This window comes from Heliomicrobium undosum (genome assembly GCF_009877425.1).
GTDB lineage: Bacteria > Bacillota > Desulfitobacteriia > Heliobacteriales > Heliobacteriaceae > Heliomicrobium > Heliomicrobium undosum.
In genome coordinates, this window is record NZ_WXEY01000010.1 from 105,161 (window position 1) to 125,584 (window position 20,424).

16 protein-coding genes are annotated in these 20,424 nt (G+C 60.4%); 9 read left to right on the forward strand and 7 right to left on the reverse strand.

Going from position 1 to position 20,424, the window contains the following annotated elements; translation table 11 throughout:
• Window positions 1–72: 72 nt before the first annotated feature.
• The gene (locus tag GTO91_RS10785) at window positions 73–1,464 is read right to left on the reverse strand and encodes an ATP-binding protein (protein WP_161258723.1); all 1,392 of its coding nucleotides are present in this window, start codon (window positions 1,462–1,464) and stop codon (window positions 73–75) included.
• Window positions 1,465–1,603: 139 nt separating this feature from the next.
• Between GTO91_RS10785 and GTO91_RS10790 the strand changes: the two genes are divergently transcribed.
• The 5 genes from GTO91_RS10790 to lplT all read left to right on the forward strand — a co-directional run bounded on the left by GTO91_RS10790 (window position 1,604) and on the right by lplT (window position 10,803).
• The gene (locus tag GTO91_RS10790; protein WP_161258724.1) at window positions 1,604–2,200 is read left to right on the forward strand and encodes a hypothetical protein; all 597 of its coding nucleotides are present in this window, start codon (window positions 1,604–1,606) and stop codon (window positions 2,198–2,200) included.
• Window positions 2,201–2,241: 41 nt separating this feature from the next.
• Window positions 2,242–5,229, forward strand: coding sequence for a formate dehydrogenase subunit alpha (fdhF, locus tag GTO91_RS10795; RefSeq protein ID WP_161258725.1), 2,988 nt, complete (start codon window positions 2,242–2,244; stop codon window positions 5,227–5,229).
• Between the two features lie 257 nt (window positions 5,230–5,486).
• The gene (locus tag GTO91_RS10800; RefSeq protein WP_161258726.1) at window positions 5,487–7,211 is read left to right on the forward strand and encodes a methyl-accepting chemotaxis protein; all 1,725 of its coding nucleotides are present in this window, start codon (window positions 5,487–5,489) and stop codon (window positions 7,209–7,211) included.
• Window positions 7,212–7,433: 222 nt separating this feature from the next.
• Entirely contained in the window at window positions 7,434–9,569 is a 2,136-nt protein-coding gene (locus GTO91_RS10805) for an AMP-binding protein (protein ID WP_235919532.1), read from the forward strand.
• Window positions 9,562–10,803, forward strand: coding sequence for a lysophospholipid transporter LplT (gene lplT / locus GTO91_RS10810; RefSeq protein ID WP_207709008.1), 1,242 nt, complete (start codon window positions 9,562–9,564; stop codon window positions 10,801–10,803). The genes GTO91_RS10805 and lplT overlap by 8 nt, the downstream gene beginning before the upstream one ends.
• 163 nt (window positions 10,804–10,966) lie before the next feature.
• Here lplT and GTO91_RS10815 read toward each other — a convergent pair whose 3' ends face one another.
• Window positions 10,967–11,179: an ATP-binding protein gene (locus GTO91_RS10815; protein WP_161258727.1), complete on the reverse strand. Its 213-nt coding sequence runs from the start codon at window positions 11,177–11,179 to the stop codon at window positions 10,967–10,969.
• 141 nt (window positions 11,180–11,320) lie between these two features.
• Here GTO91_RS10815 and GTO91_RS10820 point away from each other — a divergent pair, with 141 nt between their 5' ends.
• Entirely contained in the window at window positions 11,321–12,262 is a 942-nt protein-coding gene (locus tag GTO91_RS10820) for an MBL fold metallo-hydrolase (protein ID WP_161258728.1), read from the forward strand.
• A gap of 46 nt (window positions 12,263–12,308) precedes the next feature.
• Here GTO91_RS10820 and GTO91_RS10825 read toward each other — a convergent pair whose 3' ends face one another.
• Entirely contained in the window at window positions 12,309–12,836 is a 528-nt protein-coding gene (locus GTO91_RS10825; RefSeq protein ID WP_161258729.1) for a DUF523 domain-containing protein, read from the reverse strand.
• Window positions 12,837–12,928: 92 nt separating this feature from the next.
• Window positions 12,929–13,780, reverse strand: coding sequence for a CorA family divalent cation transporter (locus GTO91_RS10830; protein ID WP_161258730.1), 852 nt, complete (start codon window positions 13,778–13,780; stop codon window positions 12,929–12,931).
• Window positions 13,781–13,844: 64 nt separating this feature from the next.
• On the opposite strand from GTO91_RS10830, the gene gluQRS reads away from it, so the two are divergent.
• A complete protein-coding gene (gluQRS, locus tag GTO91_RS10835) occupies window positions 13,845–14,861 on the forward strand; it encodes a tRNA glutamyl-Q(34) synthetase GluQRS (protein WP_161258731.1) in 1,017 nt (338 codons plus the stop codon).
• Between the two features lie 67 nt (window positions 14,862–14,928).
• Window positions 14,929–17,316 (forward strand): heavy metal translocating P-type ATPase, encoded by a 2,388-nt coding sequence (locus GTO91_RS10840; protein ID WP_161258732.1) that lies wholly within the window; start codon window positions 14,929–14,931, stop codon window positions 17,314–17,316.
• Between the two features lie 73 nt (window positions 17,317–17,389).
• On the opposite strand, the gene GTO91_RS10845 is transcribed toward GTO91_RS10840, so the two are convergent.
• The 3 genes from GTO91_RS10845 to nth all read right to left on the reverse strand — a co-directional run bounded on the left by GTO91_RS10845 (window position 17,390) and on the right by nth (window position 19,427).
• Window positions 17,390–17,617 carry a hypothetical protein gene (locus GTO91_RS10845; protein WP_161258733.1) on the reverse strand — a complete coding sequence of 76 codons (228 nt, stop codon included), beginning with the start codon at window positions 17,615–17,617 and terminating at the stop codon, window positions 17,390–17,392.
• 212 nt (window positions 17,618–17,829) lie between these two features.
• On the reverse strand, window positions 17,830–18,780 hold the full coding sequence (locus GTO91_RS10850; RefSeq protein WP_161258734.1) for a D-2-hydroxyacid dehydrogenase: 951 nt from the start codon (window positions 18,778–18,780) through the stop codon (window positions 17,830–17,832).
• The gene (gene nth, locus GTO91_RS10855; protein WP_268894857.1) at window positions 18,777–19,427 is read right to left on the reverse strand and encodes an endonuclease III; all 651 of its coding nucleotides are present in this window, start codon (window positions 19,425–19,427) and stop codon (window positions 18,777–18,779) included. Before nth ends, GTO91_RS10850 begins: the two co-directional genes overlap by 4 nt.
• 210 nt (window positions 19,428–19,637) lie before the next feature.
• Between nth and GTO91_RS10860 the strand changes: the two genes are divergently transcribed.
• Window positions 19,638–19,997, forward strand: a complete 360-nt coding sequence (locus tag GTO91_RS10860; RefSeq protein WP_161258736.1) for a carbohydrate-binding protein — start codon at window positions 19,638–19,640, stop codon at window positions 19,995–19,997.
• Window positions 19,998–20,424 lie beyond the last annotated feature (427 nt).

A 20,424-nucleotide genomic window follows, 5' to 3' on the forward strand; every position in this document is an offset into this window, starting at 1 on the left:
AAGTCCATAAGACATTAAACATCCATAATAAATCTTTCGCCGCGCGCGGCAACGATCTGACCGGAGCCGCCCTCACTTTTTCTCCTGCGCGAGCGAATCAATGAATTGCCGCGCCGTCCGACCGGAACGTCCGTTGTGACGCATCTCCCAACGCAGGGCCAGCCGGCGCAGTTCTTCTGAATCCATCTCGATCCCCTGTTGCCGGGCCAGCGTTTCCACGATCTCCAGGTAGGCCTCCTGCCCCGGCGCTAAAAAGGTGACCGTGATCCCGAAGCGATCGGCCAGCGACATCTTCTCCTGGTAGGTGTCGCCGGGGCGCAGTTCCCCATCGTCGGTGAAATGGGGCTGGCGATCAGTCACCACCTCCCGGATCAGGTGGCGGCGGTTAGAGGTGGCGTAGATGGCCACATTGTCGGGGCGCACGGCGATGCCCCCCTCCAGGACCGCTTTCAATTCCTTATAGGAATCCTCCCCCTCCTCAAAAGACAGATCGTCGATGAAGAGGATGAACTTCTGGGGGCGTTCCTTGAGCATGTCGACGATGAGAGGGAAATCGGCCAGCCGGCTTTTGGGGACCTCTACCAGGCGCAAGCCCTGATCGCCGAATCGGTGGATCAGCGCTTTGACAGTCGACGACTTGCCGGTGCCGCGATCACCGTAGAGCAGGACGTTGTTCGCCCGGTATCCGGCCAGCAGCCGCTCCGTGTTCTCGATCACCTCTGCCCGCTGGCGCCCATAGCCGACCAGTTCCTCGAGGCGGATGGGATCGGGCCGGGTGACGCCGGTCAACTGCCCCTCCCAGCGAAAAGCGAGAAAATGGGCGAAGCGGCCGGAACCGAACTGGCGGTGATACCGAGCGAGCGCCGGCGCCGCCTCGCGCCAGTCGGGGCAACAGGCGAACGCCTTTTTCATCTCCCACCGCGCCTTTTGCGGCAGCGAGTCCATCTCTTCGGCGAGGGGACGCACCTCTTTCCAGACCGGCGCGGGACGACCAGAGGCGGCCTGCGCTTGGGCCTGCCACCAGTCGGCAGACAACCGGAAGAGGGTTTGCAGGTTGGCCAATTCGAGGGCAAGTCCCTCCCGCATCGCGGCGCCCAGACCGGCATCGCCGTACTGGGCCTTCTTGGAAAAGCTGGTTTCCACCAAAAGCATGTGATCGAGGAAGTAATTCTGCCAGGCATCGCCGATCACCGGCGACCGGCTCAACTCGCCATAACCGACAAGCCGTTCAAATAGGTTCCAATAGAGGCTCTGGGCCGAGGCCTCCCCTGCCCCGCAACCGGGGATCCCGTATAAAACCTGACACAGCCGGCGAGCCAGCCCGATGGTCTCGTCCTCCAACATGGGGCGAAAAAAACCGAATGCCTCCCAGGCCAGCAGGGCTTCCTGCAGGCTGGGCGTCATCAGGGCTTTTGGGGAGATGTATGCTTGTTGTTCCGTTGTCACTTGTTGTTCCATGGACATGTGTTGTCACCTTCCTTGCGTGATTCCCTCCCATTGTACTCTATCGACGGCTTTCGACCAACGCTTCCTTTTTTACATTCGTCCTACTGCAACGAGGGGCATGGAAGTTTCCTTCCTTCCATATCTTCTAGCAGGTAAGGTGGCTCCATCTTTTAGCGGTGAGGTGGTCGCTGTGGACGCGCTGGTCATGGGCTTTTTCCTGGGCGTCGCCATCTCCGCTTCCCCCGATTTGCCCAACCTGTACATCCTCGAATCGGGTCTCAGCTATTCCCGCAAGGAAGCGGTCAAGATGGCCCTGGCAACCCTGGTGACAGACAATCTGATCTTCCTCTGCCTGAGCGCCCTGTCTCTCGGCTTCAACCTGGAATGGAACCCCGGCGCCATCTTCAAGCAATTCTCCGGCCTCTTTCTGATCGTCATGGGCTTGGCTTCAACGCTGAAAGCGAATCCCTTCGGTTTTCACACGGGCGGTTGCTGGCTCGGCGTCATCGGTTCCCTGATCAATCCCCTGGGCTACTTCCCCATCCTGCTCTTCATGTCTTCCCTACCCCAAGTCAACCAGAAAATCGCCGCCTATCTGGGCGCGCTGCTGGGCACCTCCCTCTGGTTCGCCTTCCTGATTCTCTTCCTCTATTACCTGTCACGGAGGCTGCGATTGATGACGCGGCAGACCCTTTCACGGGGGCTGTCTTTTCTGATCATCCTGGTAGGGGTATTTTTTGTCCTCTCGGGATAATGCTAGAGAAAAAGGGCATGTTCTCCCGGGAGGCGGCACATATGTTGAAGACAGATTCCTTTTTGCGCGTGATGATCGATGGACAACCATTGCAGGGCAGGCGGGGGATGACCCTCTTTGAACTGGCCCAGGAGGTGGGCATTCCCATCCCCCACCTCTGTCACGAAGACAGCCTGCACCGGGAAGGCGGGTGCGGGCTCTGTGTCGTCGAGGAGGAACAGACAGGCCGGCTGGTCAAAGCCTGCGCCTTCCCGCTTCAGGACGGACTGGCGGTGCGCATCGAAAGCCCCGCTGTCCGCGACGAACGCCGGGCCAACCTGCTGCGCATGCTCCAAGGTCACCGGATCGAATGCGCCGAATGCGCGAAAGAGGAAATCTGCGCGCTCCGCCGCTACGCCCAAGATTACAATGTCGAATTCGCCGGGGAACTGGCCTTGCTTCCGGAACACCCCTCTCTCCCGCTCTACCCGGCGGTGAATGTGCCGCCCCTTCCGCTGAATGTGGGCAACCCCTTCCTTCAGCGGGATGAGCAAAAATGCACCGGCTGCGGTTCCTGCGAGCGCCTCTGCCCTTCGACCGGTCTGACCTCCCTCCGGGCAACGGGAAGCGTTTCCGGTGAAACCGCTGAAACGGCGTCAGAAAATGCCGCCTGTGACCACTGCGGCATCTGCCTGAACGTATGCCCGACGGCGGCGCTGCTCGAAAATCCGGCTTTTGCTTCGTATGCGCAAAGGTCTGACACTTCTTCTACCGTCGAAACGCCGTCCATCACCCCTGGTAGGGGATTGCCAAGCCTTATGCCAGAAAAATCACATGTCCCCCTGCCCGATGAAAAGCGCTTCGCCCCGGTGGACGCTCCCGCATCGCTGTCTCCCAAAAAAACGCCTTCCATCCCGCTCAAAAAAACGCCCGTCGTCCCCCGCAAGGGACCCGTTGCCCTCAAGATAGCCAAGTCGAAGATCTCCGCCGACGCGCAAGGTATCCGGACGACCTGCCCCTACTGCGGCGTCGGCTGCCAACTTCAACTGAAGGTCCATGAAGGAAAGGTGGTCGGCGTCGGCAGAGACAAATCGGGGTCCAACCGGGGACAACTCTGCGTAAAGGGTCAGTTCGGCTGGGAGTTCATCCACCATCCGGACCGGCTCACGGAGCCGCTGATCCGGCGCGGCGACCGTCTCGAACCGGCCACATGGGACGAGGCGCTTGACCTGGTCAGCCAGCGGTTCCAATCGCTCCTCAGCCAATACGGCGGCCATGCCCTGGCCGGGTTCAGTTCGGCCAAGTGCACCAATGAGGAGAACTACCTCTTTCAAAAGTTCATGCGCGTCGCCCTCCGGTCCAATCATGTGGACCACTGCGCCCGCCTCTGCCACGCCTCGACCGTGGCCGGCCTGGCGACAGCCTTCGGCAGCGGCGCCATGACCAACGGCCTCAATGAACTGCCCTTCGCCGACGTCATCCTGATCATCGGGGCCAATGTGACGGAGACGCAGCCTGTCACCGGCTACCGGCTGCGCGAGGCAGCCAAAAAAGGCGCCAAGTTGATCGTCATCGACCCGCGCCGGATCGACCTGGTCAAAGACGCCCACCTCTGGCTCCGCCTCCGGCCCGGCACGAACACGGCCCTCTTGAACGGCATGGCCCATGTCATCCTTCGCGAAGGCTGGTGGAACCGGGACTTCGTGGCCGCCCGCACCGAGGGCTTTGACGAATGGCGCGAGGGGCTGACGGACTACACGCCGGAGCGGGTGGAGGAACTGACCGGCGTCCCCGCCAAGGACCTCACCGAAGCTGCCCGTCTATACGCCCAGGCTGAGCGTGGCTCCATCGTCTACGCCATGGGCATCACCCAGCACACCTCAGGGACGAATAACGTTTTCGCCGTAGCCAACTTATCGGTCCTTTGCGGTCAGTTGGGCCGCGAAGGGACAGGCGTCAATCCCTTGCGCGGCCAGAACAACGTGCAGGGCGCCTGTGATATGGCCACCCTCCCCAACTACTACCCCGGGTATCGCCACATCCTGGAAGAGGAGGAACGCCGGTTTTTCGAATCCTTCTGGGGTGTCGAGTCTCTCCCTGACTGGGTGGGCAAAACCGTCCCCGAGGTCTTCCACGGCATCCACGAGGGTGATATCCGCGGGCTCTTCATCATGGGCGAAAACCCCATCCTCGCCGACCCGGACAGCAGCGATGTGGAAGCGGCGCTACGGCGGCTCGACTTCTTCGTCGTCCAGGACATCTTTCTCACCGAGACAGCCCGTCTGGCCCATGTGGTCCTGCCGGCGGCCTGCTTCGCCGAAAAAGACGGGACTTTCACCAACACGGAACGGCGGGTGCAGTTGATCCGCAAGGCCGTCGAACCGCCCGGCAACGCCCGCTCCGACTGGGAGATCCTCACGGCGCTGGCAAATCGCATGGGGCTGCCCTGGCGGTATGATCACCCGAAGGGAATCATGGAGGAGATCGCCGGCAGCACTCCCCTCTACGGCGGCATCCGCCACGAACGCTTGGAAAAAGTGGGGTTGCAATGGCCCTGCCCCGACATGGATCACCCCGGGACGCCTTTTCTCCATGAGGAGCGCTTCACCCGCGGCAAGGGCAAGTTCCACCGCGTCGAACACCTGGAGGCCGACGAACTGCCCGACCGCGACTACCCCCTGCTCCTGACGACAGGCCGTATCCTCTACCAGTACCATACGGGTAGCATGTCCCGCCGTTCTTCCAAGCTCTCTGCGATGGCGCCGGAGGAGAAAGCGATGATCCATCCCGGCGACGCTTCCCGCTTCGGCCTGAAAGATGGGGATCGCGCCTTCGTGGAATCGCGGCGAGGGCGGGTGGTCACATCGGTCCAAGTGACAGAGGGCGTTCCGCCGGGCGTCGTCTTCATGACCTTTCACTACGCCGAGACACCTACCAACCGCCTCACCAACGATGCCACCGATCCCATCTGCCGCATCCCCGAGTTGAAGGGGTGCGCCATCCGGCTGGCGCCGGCGGGAGAACAGGGGGTTGAACTTCCGTTTCACTAAGAAACGTTCAATATAGCCAGTTTTACAGTCTTTGACGCGGAATCTCCTGAATAGGATAGGGTTACGCCCCTCCGGCTTTCGAATCCGGAGGGGCGTATTTCTTTTCCTTTATCTTTCAGGTATATCCCCGAAGGAAAACTATTGTCTTTGTCGAAAAAGTCTTTAAATCTGTAATCTCTATAACGCCGCTTGTGCTACTACTTTTTTTCCCAAGAAAAAGTGATACGTCGATTCACGAAGAAGGGAGTTACTATGAAATGAAACTAACTGTCGGCAAAAAGATTAGCCTCGGCTTCGTCATCATGCTGGCTCTCGTGCTGCTCCTGGGCGGAAGCTCCTACTACTCGCTCCAATCGTCTTCCCGCCATCTTGAGGAAATGACCATCTCCAACGAGCGGTTGGTCCTCGTCCTGACCATCGAGGCCGAGTACCAGGGCGCTGTGGCCGATGTGCGCGGCTACATGACCTACGGCGACCAGAAGTACCGCACCCAGTATGAGCAGAAGATCGCCAAGGTTCTCGCCATGGAGGATAAACTCCACGAGATGGCTTTGGTGGAACGAAAAGAAAAGGTGGTCCAGTTGAAGGCCGCCACGATCGACTGGCGCAACGGCGTTCTCAACGAACTGATGCCATCGGTCCATGAGGAGCACGCCGCCCTCAGCCGCGGTGACATCGACGGGTACCGGACCCATCATGATCGTTCTCAGGCCATCGCCAAAACGCTGGTGCCGAAAGCCACCCAGATTATGGCAACCCTCGACGACTTCGTCCAGTTCAATCAGGATCTTTTCAATCAGAGCGTGACGGGCACAAAGACGGACGCGAACCGTATGGAAACCATCTCCATTACCCTGGCGTTGATCGCCCTTATTGCCGGCGGAGCTTCCTTTTACCTGTTCCCCCGCATGATCCGCCGCCCCATCGAGCAGATGGTGGCAGGGGCAGACAAGTTCGCCGCCGGCGACCTGCGCGCCGCCATTGAGATTCATTCTGATGACGAGTTCGGCCAGTTGGCCACCGCCTTGAACCGGATGCAGGGCAACCTGAAGGAACTGATCGGCAAGATCAAGACATCTTCGGCCGACTTGGCCGAATCATCCCTACAGTTGTCTGACGCAGCGGAGCAATCGGCGCAAGCCTCGGCCCAGGTAGCCGAGGCGATCACCTCCGTTGCCGAGGGAAATGACGCGCAACTGCAGGCGATGACAGAGACGGCGTCGGTGATGGAACAAATCGGCGCCCGCACCGACAAGGCGGTCGTCATCAGCCATGAGGTTTCGGCATTGACCGGTGAAACGTCCCAGGCCGCCGCAGAGGGCCGGACAGCCATCGGCGCCGCCACAACGCAGATGAACCGCATTGAGACGACAGTGACCGGCCTGGCTCAGGTCGTGGCCAACCTGGACGAACGCTCCCAGGCCATCGGCCAGATCGTCGACCTGATCGCCGGCATCGCCGGGCAAACGAACCTGCTCGCCTTGAACGCCGCCATCGAAGCCGCCCGTGCCGGCGAACAGGGCCGCGGCTTCGCCGTCGTCGCCGAGGAGGTTCGCAAGCTGGCGGAACAGTCCCAGGATTCGGCCAGCCAGATCGCCGTCCTCATCGAAGAGATCCGCCGCGAAATCGAGGCTGCCGTCAAATCGATGAATGACGGCTCCCGGGAGGTCTCCGAGGGCGCCCAGGTCGTTCACCGGGCGGGAGAAGCCTTCATGACCATCTCCGATCGGGTTGTCCTGGTGACCGCCCAGGTGAAGGAGATCACGGCCGCCGTGGAGCAACTGGCCGCTGGCGGCAAGCAGGTCGCCGCCATGGTGCAAAAAGCAGACGGCATCAGCAAGGAGATCGCCGGACAGTCCCAATCGGTCTCAGCCGCCACAGAGGAACAGAGCGCGTCGATGGAACAGATCTCGGCTTCCAGCCATAGCCTGTTGCAGATGGCCGAGAATCTGCGCGAAGCTGTGGAACGGTTCCAAGTCTGATCATTGACGTGGCATAAGCGCTCAAGCGGATAATACCGGAACCGGTTGACCAGACCCGCTCAACGAAGGGATGACGCCCAACCGCCGCCAGAGTCAAGAGGCGGCGGTTTTTTTTGCCAACAAGCACTCTAGTCCGACACCATTGTCTCTTGCTATACTGAATTGATAGTGTAAAAGGGGGGGAGCCGCCTGAAACTGCTCATTCCGATCCTGCGCTTTTTATTGTCACGCCTGTTCCGCCTGCGGCTGATGCACTTTGAACGCCTCCGGAACGAAGGGCCGCTCATCGTCATGCCCAACCACGTCTCTTTTCTCGACGCACTGATCCTGGGCCTCTTCCTGCCGGAAGACATCGTCTTCGTCGTCAACACCGGAATCGCCGCCAAGCTCTCCTTCGCGCTCCGCTTTCGCAAGCATATCCCCATCGACCCCCTGAATCCCTATTCCATCCGTGACATCGTCTCCGCCATCAAGGGCGGTATGAGCGTCGTCCTCTTCCCTGAGGGGCGGATCACGACGACCAACGGCATCATGAAAATTTATGACGGGATCGCCTTCATCGCCCAAAAGACAGGCGTCCCCGTATACCCCGTCGGCATCGACGGCCCCCAGCACTCGCGTTTTTCCCGCCTGGAAGGCAAGATGCCGCAACGCTGGTTCCCACCCATCACCATATATGTCGACGAGCCCTTCTCCCTGCGCACGGCGAAGGGGATGAATCAAAAAGACCAGAAGGCCGCCGGCAGCGACCGGATCCTGAAAGCCCTCGAACTGGCGCTCTTTCGCAGCCGCTACCACCCAGGCATCAATCTCTTCAACGAACTGCTCGACGCGGCGCAACTGTTCGGGATGAACAAGGAGACCATCGAGGATATCAACCAGAAGTTGACCTACCGCAAACTGCTGCTGGGGATCTACGCCCTGAGCGAACCGCTCAAGCGGCGGATCGCCGGCGAGGATCGTGTCGGCGTCATGCTGCCCAACGCAGCCGCCCACGTGGTCACCCTCTTCGCCCTTTTTCGCATCAACATCACCCCGGCCATCTTAAACTTCACGAGCGGCCCCCAGGGGATCCTCGACAGTTGCGAGACGGCGGAACTGAAGACGGTGATCACCTCCCGGCAGTTCATCGAAAAAGCGGGCCTGGAGGCCCATGTGGAGAAAGCAGCCGAAAAGGCGCGCATCCTCTACCTGGAGGATGTGCGGGAAGAGGTCACTTCCTTCGGCAAACTGAAGGCCCTCCTGAACGTGGCATGGAAGCGACGAACCACGCCGGGTAAGGAGCGGCTCATCCTCTTCACCTCGGGAAGCGAAAGCAAACCGAAAGGCGTCATCCTCCGCCACGACAACATCCAGGCCAATGTGATGCAGGCCTGCACTGTCGTCGCCTTGACGGCAAAGGACAAACTGCTCAACGCCTTGCCCATGTTCCACAGCTTCGGCCTCCAGGGCGTCTTCATCCCCCTCCTCTGCGGCTTTGAGGTCTTCCTCTATCCCACACCGCTTCACTACAAGATCATCCCGGAAATCGCCTATGACCGCAACGCCACCATCATCTTCGGCACAGGCACCTTCTTGCAAGGCTATGGCAAGCACGCCCACCCCTACGACTTTTACTCCATCCGCTACGTTGTCACGGGCGGGGAAAAACTGAAGGAGGAGACGCGCCGGCTCTGGCTGGACAAATTCGGCCTGCGCTCCCTGGAAGGCTACGGCTGCACAGAGGCTTCGCCCTTCCTGGCCATCAACTCCCCCCTCTGCTTCAAGGCGGGCACCGTGGGGCGCATCTTCCCCGATGTGACACACCGCATCGAACCGGTGGACGGGATTGAACGGGGCGGCAACCTTTTCGTCCAAGGACCCAACGTCATGGAAGGCTACCTGATCCACGGCAAAGGCTTCGTCCCCGCCGGCGAGTGGTATGACTGCGGCGATCTGGTGGAAGAAGACGCCCGTGGATTCATCACCATCCTCTCGCGGCTCAAGCGCTTCGCCAAACTCGGCGGCGAGATGGTCTCCCTGAACCTGATCGAGGAACTGGCCACCCGCTGTTTTGATTCGACGGAGGTGGCCGCTGTCAACGTCTCCGGCGGCAAAAAGGGCGAGCAGGTGATCCTCTTTACCACAGTTAAAAACGCTTCCCGGCAGGCGCTCCGCGATTTTATCGCCAACTCGGGCCAGTCTCCCCTGCTCGTTCCGGCCCGCCTCTGCCACCTCGACAGCCTGCCCCTGCTGGGCAGCGGCAAAACAGACTATGTGAGCCTGAAGACGGTCTACGCCGAGGCGATCGCGAAGGACTTGGCCGAAGAGACCGACGACGATGAGGCCGATGAGAGGGAGGGCATGGCAAGTGCCTGAGCAGCCGGAAAGGCTCCCCCGGCAAACGCCGGAAGTTCCTGCCAAGGGCAAGCGACCTCCCAGGCTCCGTCCGCTGACGGCGCTCCTGGCGGCCCAATTTTTTTCCGCCTTCGCCGACAACATGATCCTCTTCATCACCCTGGCCATCATCAAATTGGAAGGACTGCCCGACCACTACCTCCCCCTCGTCCAGGTGGCCTTCCTCTTCGCCTATGTCGTCCTGGCGCCCTGGGTGGGCCGCCTGGCTGATCGGGAGGCCAAGTCGCGGATCCTGCTCATCGGCAACGGTGTCAAAATGGCAGGGATCGCCCTGCTCCTGGCCGGCGTCGATCCCGCCATCAGTTACGCCGTCGTCGGCGTCGGCGCTGTCACCTACTCGCCGGCGAAATACGGCATCCTGCCGGAACTGACCGATTCGGAAGCCAAGCTCCTGAAGGCGAATTCGCTGATCGAGAGCTTTACCATCCTGGCCATCCTCACGGGCTCAGTGGCCGGCGGCATTCTCTCAGACCGTTCCGTCCCCCTTGCCCTGCTGGCCTGCGCCGCCCTGTACGGGACATCGATGGCGCTGACCCTGTTCATCCCGTCAAAAGCCGGCGACCGTACGATCACCATCGGCTTGCAGGCCGTTCCGGCCTTTTTCAGCGACATCGCTCAGCTCTGGCGGCTGCCGGCCTGCCGGTTTTCCCTGATCGGCACGGGGGCTTTCTGGCTTTCCTCGGCGGTGCTGCGCCTCGTTGTCATTCAATGGATTCCCGTCACCTTGGCGATCATGACAAACACCTCCATCTCCCTGCTCATCTCCGTGACCGGCGTAGGCATCGTTCTCGGCGCCGCCGTCACGCCGCGGCTGATCCGTTTCCAAGACTACGAAAAATCGCGACGCTACGGCGTCGTCATGGTCGCCATCATCTTCACCTTTCTGCTCATCAAGACGGTGCCCTTTACGGTCGCAGCGCTACTGGCTGTCGGCTTCAGCGGCGGCGTCTTCATCGTGCCGATGAACACCGTGCTCCAGCATGAGGGCCACGGTTCCATCGGCGCAGGCAAGACCATTGCCATCCAGAACTTTGTGGAAAACACGCTCATGTTCTCCGGTGTGGCCTTGCTGACGGCGGCGACGAAGGCGCAGGTTCCCCTATCGCCCATCATCGCGGCCACCGGGGTGATCATGGCGCTCTTTGTGGGGGTCCTCTTCACGTCCTATTCCGGCGCGGCCCGGCGATCCGTTTAAATCCGCTTGAACGGGAAGCCTTACCGACCCGGCTTCGACCCGGAAGAAGCGGCGCAGATGATCGTCGATTATAACAACGATAAAAACGCGGTGTCGTTTCGTGCGACGCCGCGTTTTTTCATGAACTCTCGATGAACCTGATTCGAAAATGATGCTGACTCCGTTACTTTTTCGGTTTTTTACTGATCGCGTTCTGCGGGCAAACACGGATACAGATGCCGCATCCCGTGCACTTGCTCTCGTCGATCTCCCAACGGTCCACCTTGCGGTTAAAGAACCCTCCCCCGCCGACGGGGATGATCGCCTGGACCGGGCAACGCCGCGCAGGTGGGCAACCTTTCATCCGGTCACAAATGCTGTAATCAATCGTCACCATTGATACATACCCCCTGCCGGTATTATACGCGCCCTTGCGGAGAGCGTCAACCGGAAATTCGCCAACCGCCTTCCGGGATAGGTCTGCGCCGATAGGGCGAAAATGACAGGGACAGCATTTCCTTCAGAAAGGAATGAGTCGATGAAGCTCATCACCTGGGGTTTCTGGCTGGCGGTCTTCCTGGCGGCGCTCCTGCTGCTGTTGTTGGCGCTCGACTATCCGCCCATCTTGCGTGTCATCGCTCGCAATCTGAAATATGAACTGTCCCATCCCATGGGCAATGCGCCCCATCGGTTGACACTGCCCTTGGGGCATGAGAATGATATCTATTGCGGCTGGGTCGGTCACTCCACATGGATCATCGAGTTTGAAGGCGTCCGCCTGATCACCGACCCGGTCTTTTCCGATCGCGTGGCCCTCATGCGAAGACGGGTGGCGTCCGCCATCAACCCCGAAAACATCGACAGCCTTGACGGTGTCCTAGTCACCCACGCCCACGTCGATCACCTGGATCCGAAGAGCCTGCGCCAGCTTCCTGCAGGAACGCCGCTGCTGCTTCCGGAAGGAGACGATCCGCTTGTTGCCGGCATCCCGCTCTCCCTTGCGCCGATGCGCGGCTACGGCACGCACCGCTTGAAGGACGTAACGGTCACCGCCTTCGCCTCCCCCCATATCGGCCGGCGCCACTCCCTGTCGACGCCGCGGGAAACCCTCCTCTACCTGTTGCAAAAGAACGGCCGCAGCATCGCCTTTTTCGGCGATACGGCCTTCGCCCCCGCTCTTGCCGAGGCGGTCCGGTCGGCCTGTCCCGGCGGTGTCGACGCAGCCTTCATTCCCATCGCCGGCTACGCCCCAGAGGCCTTCCACCGGGAGCACGCCACGCCAGAGGAAGCCTTGCAGATGGCCTTGGCCATGGGCGCCCGCACGATCATCCCCATGCACTACGAGACCTTCATCCTCTCGCAGGAACCGGTCGACGAGCCGCTGCGGCGGCTGCTGGCAGCCGCCGAGGAGGCCGGTGTCAGTGACCGTATCCGGCAGACGGCTGTCGGCGGTGTGCTGCGCCTAACCGGCGGCCAATAAACCCTTTTTCCTGCCTCCCTGCTATGTAACGGTTGCAAACAATCGTTTAGGATGGTCTTTTTTGTACCGCAATGTTGGCAGCGAGGTTGCTCGCTGCATCCTTGACGAGGGCTTCCAACAGTTCTTCCGTAAGATCCTCCTCCGAGTAGACCGGGATTCCTTCCCGGCGCAGCAATGCCGCCGCCACCCCCTGTCCGGCGATCCGGTTTCCGGCGAAAGCGCCATCGTAGATGAGGTGAACGCCGCAGGAGGGACTCCTTTCCTTGAGGATGGCCGCCGTGGCGCCGAAGAGCCGGGCAATGCGCAGCGTCTGGCGCGCCCCTTCGATAAAGCCGTCGGTCACGTCGACGCCGTCGCCGTTGACGGCTTTCGCCCGTCCATCCAGGGCAGCGTCGCCGCCGCCTTCTCCCTGCAACTCCACAGGCGGACGAGGGGTCGTAAAGCCGCCCAGTTGTTCCGGGCAGACAGGGATGATCAGGCCCCGGCGACAGAGGTCGAGTAGACTATCGACGGTGTTTTGGGAACCGTCGTATTTGGACCGGATGCCGAGCAGGCAGGAACTGACGAGAATCATGGATGATCAACTCTTTCTCTTTTTTCAATGAAAAATTTCTCTGATAAATTCTCTAAAAAGATCTCTGCGAAAGGTCTAGACAAAAAATGCTCTTAAAACCAGCGCTTGCGGCGGAAATACACCAGGAGGATTCCTGCGATCACAGCCATGGCGACCATGACGGCGTAGTAGCCGTAGGGCCAGCGCAACTCCGGCATGACCTCGAAATTCATGCCGTAGACGCCGACGATAAAGGTGAGCGGCAAAAAGATGGAGGTCACGACGGTCAACTTCTGCATGATCTGATTGGCCCGTTGGCCCTGGAGGGACAGGCGGAGTTCCATCAGGCCCTGCAAGGCCTCGCGCAGCCCTTGAATCTCGAAGGACAGTTCGTTAAGATCTTCTAAGAGATCCCGCAGTTCCTGAATCATCTCGGAACCGGTCGCGCCTTGCAGGTGCAGGTGCTCAATCAGCTTGTTGATCAACCGCCGCTTGGCGAAGGTGTCCTGGTGCAAGGTCAACAGGCGCCTGCGCAAGCTGAAGAGACGGTCAATGGGGATGGGCTTTTCCCGCAGGGCGATGCTTTCTTCCAGCCAGTCCAATTCCCCTTCAATGCTCCCGTAGGTCTGCAGGTTCTGGTCGAACAGTTCCGAGATCAGGAAGAAAACGATGCGGTGAGCGGGTCGAAACTCCCCTGTGTCCGCTGCAGACAGGCACCGGTCAAGCACAGGCAGGTTGGCGCCGGAGTAGACAATGAGCCGCTCCTCATCCCAGGCGATCAACACCGGCGATGCTTCGTCATCTTCTTCGAGGGAGGAAATCGTCAAGGCTAGCATTCCGCCATCATTGGACAACAAACGGTTGCCCCGGAGATTCGGTCTGACGAAAACCTGCGCCTCCGGCGGCAGTTCCGCCGGATCGTTGGCATAGAGCACGGTGATTCCACCGGAATCGACCTGCCGCAACCTTCCTCGCCTCCTACCCCGCTCGTGATAAGGTTATTGTACTTCTTTTTCGGAGGCTTTTTCCATGAATCTGTCCCTTTCCCGTCCTTTTTCCGATTTCCCGGCCGGTCGCTACGCGCCGAGCCCGACAGGGCAACTGCATCTGGGCAACGCCAGAACGGCGCTGCTCACCTGGCTGCAGATCCGCCGGCTCGGGGGCCGCTTCATCCTGCGCATGGAGGACCTCGACCCCGCCCGCTCCGTCGCGGCCTACGCCCGCCAGATTCTCGCCGATCTGCGCTGGCTCGGTCTCGACTGGGACGAAGGCCCTGATGTGGGCGGTCCCTGCGGCCCCTATGAACAAAGCCGGCGGCAAGGCTTTTACGATGCGGCTGTCGATCTCTTCCTGCGCTCAGGGCGAATCTTTCCTTGCGCCTGCAGCCGCAAGGACCTGGCCGAACTGGCTCGCGCTCCTCACGGTTTGAGCGAGGAAGGCCCTCCCTACCCGGGGATCTGCCGCAACCTGACCCCGGAGGCCTGGGAGGCCAAGCTGCGCAAAAAAGGCCAATGCGCCTACCGGTTCCAGGTCCCCGAAGGCAGCCTGTCCTTCGTCGACGCTGTGGCCGGTCCCATCTCTCAGAACGTGCGCCAGGCCGTCGGCGATTTCGTCGTCCGCCGCGCCGACGGCGTCACCGCCTACCAGTTGGCCGTCGTCGTCGATGACGCCCTCATGGGCGTCACCCATGTGCTGCGCGGCGACGACCTGCTCGCCTCAACGCCCCGCCAGATCCTGCTCTATCACGCCCTGGACATGCCGGTCCCGGACTTTTGCCATGTTCCGCTCGTCCTCGGCCCCGATGGCGCCCGCCTGTCCAAACGGCACGGGGGCACAGCCATCGCTTCCCTACAGGAACAGGGGATCGAGCCGGAAAAGGTGATCGGATTCCTGGCTTATACGGCCGGTTTGTTACCGGGGCCGGAACCGGTTCGACCGCAAGAATTGATTCCCCTCTTTGCCGAAGAAAAGCTGCCCCGCCACCCCTGGCGAGTCACCGAAGCAGCGCTGGCGGAACTGGGTTTGCATACCGGAAAAAACCATTGACCGCCGGCTTTTCTTCGCAGTAACATATGAGTAGGTATTCATATGTTACTCGAAAGAAGGTCACATCATGGCTAATACATGCAACGGCAGTTGTGCTTGCTCCTGCAGCGCTTCAACATCAGTAGAAACCCGCTCGGCAGGCTCTGAACAAACCGCCGCAGGCTCTGCGCAAACCATCGCCATCGCGTCCGGCATAGGCGCGCCAGCGGCAGTGACAGCCGCCGCATCCGCTTTTGCGGAAGCCGCAACAACGGCGGCTGCAGTCACGGCTGAGCCTGTCCTCCGCTACTACATCGACGGCCTCGACTGCGCCGACTGTGCCGCCAAGGCGGAAAAGATCCTTTCTCAACAAGCGGGTGTACGCTGGGTCCGTATCGATTTCGGCGCCGGCGCGCTGACCCTTTCACCCATCGAACCAGCTTTCTCCCTGCCGGCCATTACCTCTGTTGTCTCCAGTCTCGGTTACCGCCTGCGGCTGCCTGAAGGCGCCGGCGGACCGAGCGCAGGACAGGAGACAGGAACGATGGCGGGCAACGAGCCCCTATGGCGACGTGTAAACCTCCGCGCCGCCAGACCGGTCCTCTCCGGGCTGGGCCTGGCGCTGGGCCTCCTCCTCGACCAGACGGCGGCGACAACCCTCTCCCCGCTTGTCTACACCTTCGCCATCGTCGCCGGAGGCTGGCCCATCGCCCGCGCCGCCTGGACCGCCCTGAAAACGTTGACGTTGGATATGAACGTGCTGATGATCCTGGCTGTGGCCGGCGCCATCGCCATCCAGGAATGGTCCGAGGCCGCCGCCGTCGTCTTCCTCTTCAGCCTCGGGGCGGTCCTGCAGGCGTCAACGCTGGACAAAACGCGCCGCTCCATCCGCTCGCTTCTTTCCCTGACACCGGCTGTCGCCACCGTCTCCCGCAATGGCGTCGAATCAACCGAAGCGGTGGAGCGGATCATCCCCGGCGATGTGATCATCGTCCGTCCCGGCGACCGGATCCCCCTCGACGGGAGGGTCCTGCGCGGCGCCTCATCGGTCAACCAGGCGCCGGTGACCGGCGAATCGACGCCGGTGGAAAAAGAGCCCGGCGACGGCGTCTTCGCCGGCACGGTCAATGAAAATGGGCTCCTGGAAATCCAGGTCACCCGTCCGGCTTCGGACAGCGCCGTCGCCCGCATCATCCGCCTCGTCGAAGAGGCCCAGTCGCGCCGCGCCCCCTCACAGCAGTTCGTCGACCGTTTTGCCGCCGTCTACACGCCTGCCGTGATCGTCCTGGCCGCTCTGGTGGCCATCGTGCCGCCCCTCTTCGGCGCCCCCTGGGAGGAATGGTTCTACCGCGCCCTGGAACTGCTCGTCGTATCCTGCCCCTGCGCGCTGGTCATCTCGACGCCCGTGGCCATCGTCGCCGCCATCGGCAACGGCGCCAAGCAAGGCGTCCTGATCAAGGGCGGCGCACACTTGGAGGAACTGGGCCGGATCAACACCATCGCCTTTGACAAGACGGGCACCCTGACTGTAGGCCGGCCCGCAGTGGCCCGTTTCGTCAACGTGGCGCCGCCGGATCAACATGATGACCAGGCGTTGCTCTCCATCGCCTGGCGGCTGGAGCGGCGGTCATCGCACCCGCTGGCGGCAGCCATCGTCCGCTTTGCCGAGGAACGCCTTCCGGCAACCGCCCACGCCGCCCTATCGGAACCGGAAGACTATGCCGCCCTGCCGGGCGCCGGTGTGGCCGGCGTCATCGACGGTGTCCGCTATGCCCTCACGTCGCCCGGGCGCAGCCTGATCGCATCCGCCCTTTCGGAAAATCTTCTCGCGCAGATCGACGCGTGGCAACGCGATGGCTATACCGTCAGCCTGCTTTCCGATGAAAGGCGACCGCTGGCCCTCTTCGCCCTTTCCGACGCCTGCCGGCCTGAAAGCAGCCGCGCCTTGGCCCGCCTGAAAGCGGCCGGTGTCAACCATATCGCCATGCTCACCGGCGATAACAGCCACACGGCCCGCCGCATCGCCGCCGAACTGTCCGTCGACGAGGTGCGCGCCGAACTGCTGCCGGCAGAAAAGGCGGAGACCGTGCAGGCATTGATGCGCCCCGAGCGCCGCGTCGCCATGGTCGGCGACGGAATCAACGACGCGCCGGCGCTGGCGGCGGCCCACCTCGGCGTGGCCATGGGCGGTTACGGATCGGACATGGCCATGGAGACAGCCGACGTGATCCTCGCCAGCGACACGCTGGAACAGCTTCCCTTCGCCATCCGTCTCGGTCGCTCAGCCCTGTCCATCATCCGGCAGAACATCATCTTCGCCCTCGTCGTCAAGGCTGTTGCCTTGCTCTTGATCCTTCCCAACTGGCTCAACCTCTGGCTGGCCGTCTTGAGCGACACCGGCGCAGCGCTGGTGGTCATCCTGAACGCCCTTCGCCTGCTCAGCCTGAGACCGGATAAAGAACCCATCCATGAATAATATCGAAGGGCTGCCCCATTCTTCGAAAATAGGGCAGCCCTTTCGCCTTCTCTTTATGTATGTTCTACTCGCATCATTTATTGACCAGTTCATGGATGACCCTCGCCCGTTCGATCAGTTCTTGAATGGGCAACTGGGGGTTGGAACGGGAAAGGTTCTCCAGTGTCTTGCCGTAAGAACTCAGGGTAGTCGCCGTGAACGAATCGACCATCATCTCGATCTCGTTGATCATCTGGGGAGACACCTGAACCCCCTGTCGGGTCATAACGGTAAAAAGATCCGCCTTAAACTGCTGTTTCATGGCGCCGCCTCCTCTTTCCCAAAGTCGGCTCTTCTTGATCCAATTATACCCACTGGGATGCATGGGACGAAAGTCCTATTTTTCTTTTGGGCGACTCAAACATGGTTACTGTTGACGAAGGCGCAAAAAAAGAGCCGCTGCGGCTTGCGCCGGCGGCTCTCCCAAAATAGGCGATACCAACGAGGGTAGTATTGCGAAAAGGGCAAGCTGTATCAATACCCTTTTTCCAGGTCGACCACGTTCAGGGGCAGCGGTTTTTCCGCCAAGAAAGCTTCCAGGTTCGTTTCGAAGATCTCCAGCGCCCGGTCGAGGTAGTGCGGAGAGCGGCCGGCCACATGGGGCGTGATGATCACATTGTGCATCTTCCACAAGGGGCTCTCGGCGGAAAGGGGTTCTTCCACGAAGACATCCAAGGCTGCCCCGGCAATCTGACCCTCTTGCAATGCCCGCACCAGGGCCGGTTCATCGATCACCTTACCCCGGGCGATGTTGATCAAAACCGCCGAGCGTTTCATCAGGGAAAACTCATGGGCGCCGAACCGCTGTTCTGATGCCGCCGTCAGGGGCATCGCCAAAACGACAAAGTCGGCCTCGGCGATGGCAAGATCGATCTGGTCGCGGGGATAGGTCTTATGTACGCCCGCCACACCCCGGCCATCGCTGTTCACCCCGGTGACGCGCATCCCGAAGGCGAGGGCGCGTTGGGCGATCTCCACGCCCATGGCGCCGAGCCCGACGATGCAGACCGTCTTTTGATGGATCTCATCGAGCTTGACATGATCCTCCCAGCGGGCCTGCTCCTGCATGCGGACAAAGAAGGGCAACTGGCGGACGAAGGCCAGCATGACACCCAGGGTGTGTTCCGCCGCCTGAACGGCATGGACGCCCTTGGCGCTCGTCAGCGTGATCTCCCGTTCTTTCAGCACGTCGAAAGGGATGTGTTCCAGGCCGCCAGCAAAGGATTGAATCCATCGCAGTTTCGGCGCCCGCCGCAACACATCCGTCGTCAGGCCGTCGCCGTAGGTGACGAGAACGTCAGCGCCTGGCAGAAATTCCAGCGCCTCGCCGGTAGAGCGGCAAATCCGCCACAGTATGCCCGGGTATGTTCTCTCCAGACGTTCGCGGTGCCATTCGGGAAACGGCATCGTTGTGAGGATCTTCATTCGGTTTCCTCCCCTGTCTCAAGTTTCAACCCTGTATGTTCCCGGCATCGTTCAGCCAGCCGGCAGTCCGCACAGGCCGGTTTGCGGGCATGACAAACCTGGCGTCCGTGAAAAATCAGCCAGTGGTGGGCCTTGGCCCAGAGGTTCCGGGGAATGTTGTTCATCAGTTCCTGTTCCGTTTTGACCACATCTTTGGCCTGCGCCAGTCCGAGACGATTGGAGACACGGAAGACATGGGTGTCCACGGCGATCGCCGGTTCCTGAAACGCCTCGGCCAGCACCACATTGGCCGTCTTCCTGCCCACCCCAGGGAGTTCCTCCAATCCCTCCCTATAGCTAGGAATCTGTCCGCCGTGTTTTTCCACCAAGGTGCGACAGGCCGCCAGGATATTGCGGGCTTTGTTCCGGTAAAGACCGATGCTCTTGATCAGGTCCTCCAACTCCTCCTGCGTCAGCAGGAGCATCGCCTCCGGCGTGGGCGCTTTGGCGAATAGAGCAGGGGTGACACGGTTGACGGACTTGTCCGTCGCTTGGGCGGCCAGCATGGTGGCGATCAGCAATTCGAAGGGGTTGCGGAAATTCAGGGCGCAACGGGCGTCGGGATACATGTCGGCGAGGGTTGCCAGGATGAGCGCATGCCTGTCCAGTCTAAGCCACCTCCGGTGAATCGTCCGGAAAAAGGTAATTTTCAGATTCTTAGTTTACCATATCCGGCGCTTTAGAAAAAGCGGGAGACCATCTGGGAATTGCCGCCTTTTCCTCCGCCACCAGATTTTTACGGCTGTGAAGAAGCGACACTTGGAACCATACTAGCTATGGACCGTTTGTACTTGGAGACAAAAAGGGAGGTCGTGTATATGATGGGGCAACAACAGGCATATGGTCAAGGATGCCAAACGACCGGAACGACGGGCATGGCCAATCAACCGGTTAAGATCCGTCCCCTCTTGGGAGACGGAAGGGATGTGACGATCGTCTATGACGGGATCTTGAGCAAGTCGGGCGCCCAGCAGGTTTACCTCCATGCCGGCTACGGTAATGACTGGAAAAACCCCTATGATCACCGGATGGAGCGCACCTGCCACGGTTGGCAGTGCACCGTCAACATGGAACAGGACGAGCTTCGTTTCTGCTTCAAGGATTCAGCCAACAACTGGGACAACAACAACGGGAGCAACTGGACCTACCATTCCCGTGGGATCAACCCCCCCCATTGATCTGAAAAAGCGGCGGCAAGCAAAGGCCGCCGCTTTGATTCATTCATTTTATTTATAGAATCGGGCCTGCTTCTTTGCGTCGTCCCACGATATACTAGCATCCGGAAGATTGGTCCGTGACCGGCAAAAGAAAAAAGCCCGTCGATATGACGGACTGTACAGTTGCCTTCTACAAACTCGTAAATTAGGATTAATGTGAAAACACCATTACGTAAATTATTACTATATAGGCTATTGTTTGAAAGGCAAACGAAAAGTACAGAATTCCTTTATCTTCATCTTTTGCAACCCTAATTACTCTATTAATGTTGATTAGTGTCAGGATAAAAGCTGTAATTACCAGTAGAACGCTTAACATTTAAACTCGGTTGACATACACTGACGGACGTTGGCTACGCCGCCCGAGCTCTCGACGGCACCTTTGTAA

Coding starts and splice junctions, on each gene's coding strand:
- GTO91_RS10785 (WP_161258723.1), bottom strand. CDS start 1,464: ATGTCCATGGAACAACAAGTGACAACGGAACAACAAGCATACATCTCC.
- GTO91_RS10820 (WP_161258728.1), top strand. CDS start 11,321: ATGAAGCTCATCACCTGGGGTTTCTGGCTGGCGGTCTTCCTGGCGGCG.
- GTO91_RS10840 (WP_161258732.1), top strand. CDS start 14,929: ATGGCTAATACATGCAACGGCAGTTGTGCTTGCTCCTGCAGCGCTTCA.
- gluQRS (WP_161258731.1), top strand. CDS start 13,845: ATGAATCTGTCCCTTTCCCGTCCTTTTTCCGATTTCCCGGCCGGTCGC.
- GTO91_RS10860 (WP_161258736.1), top strand. CDS start 19,638: ATGATGGGGCAACAACAGGCATATGGTCAAGGATGCCAAACGACCGGA.
- GTO91_RS10845 (WP_161258733.1), bottom strand. CDS start 17,617: ATGAAACAGCAGTTTAAGGCGGATCTTTTTACCGTTATGACCCGACAG.
- GTO91_RS10850 (WP_161258734.1), bottom strand. CDS start 18,780: ATGAAGATCCTCACAACGATGCCGTTTCCCGAATGGCACCGCGAACGT.
- GTO91_RS10815 (WP_161258727.1), bottom strand. CDS start 11,179: ATGGTGACGATTGATTACAGCATTTGTGACCGGATGAAAGGTTGCCCA.
- GTO91_RS10825 (WP_161258729.1), bottom strand. CDS start 12,836: ATGATTCTCGTCAGTTCCTGCCTGCTCGGCATCCGGTCCAAATACGAC.
- GTO91_RS10800 (WP_161258726.1), top strand. CDS start 5,487: ATGAAACTAACTGTCGGCAAAAAGATTAGCCTCGGCTTCGTCATCATG.
- fdhF (WP_161258725.1), top strand. CDS start 2,242: ATGTTGAAGACAGATTCCTTTTTGCGCGTGATGATCGATGGACAACCA.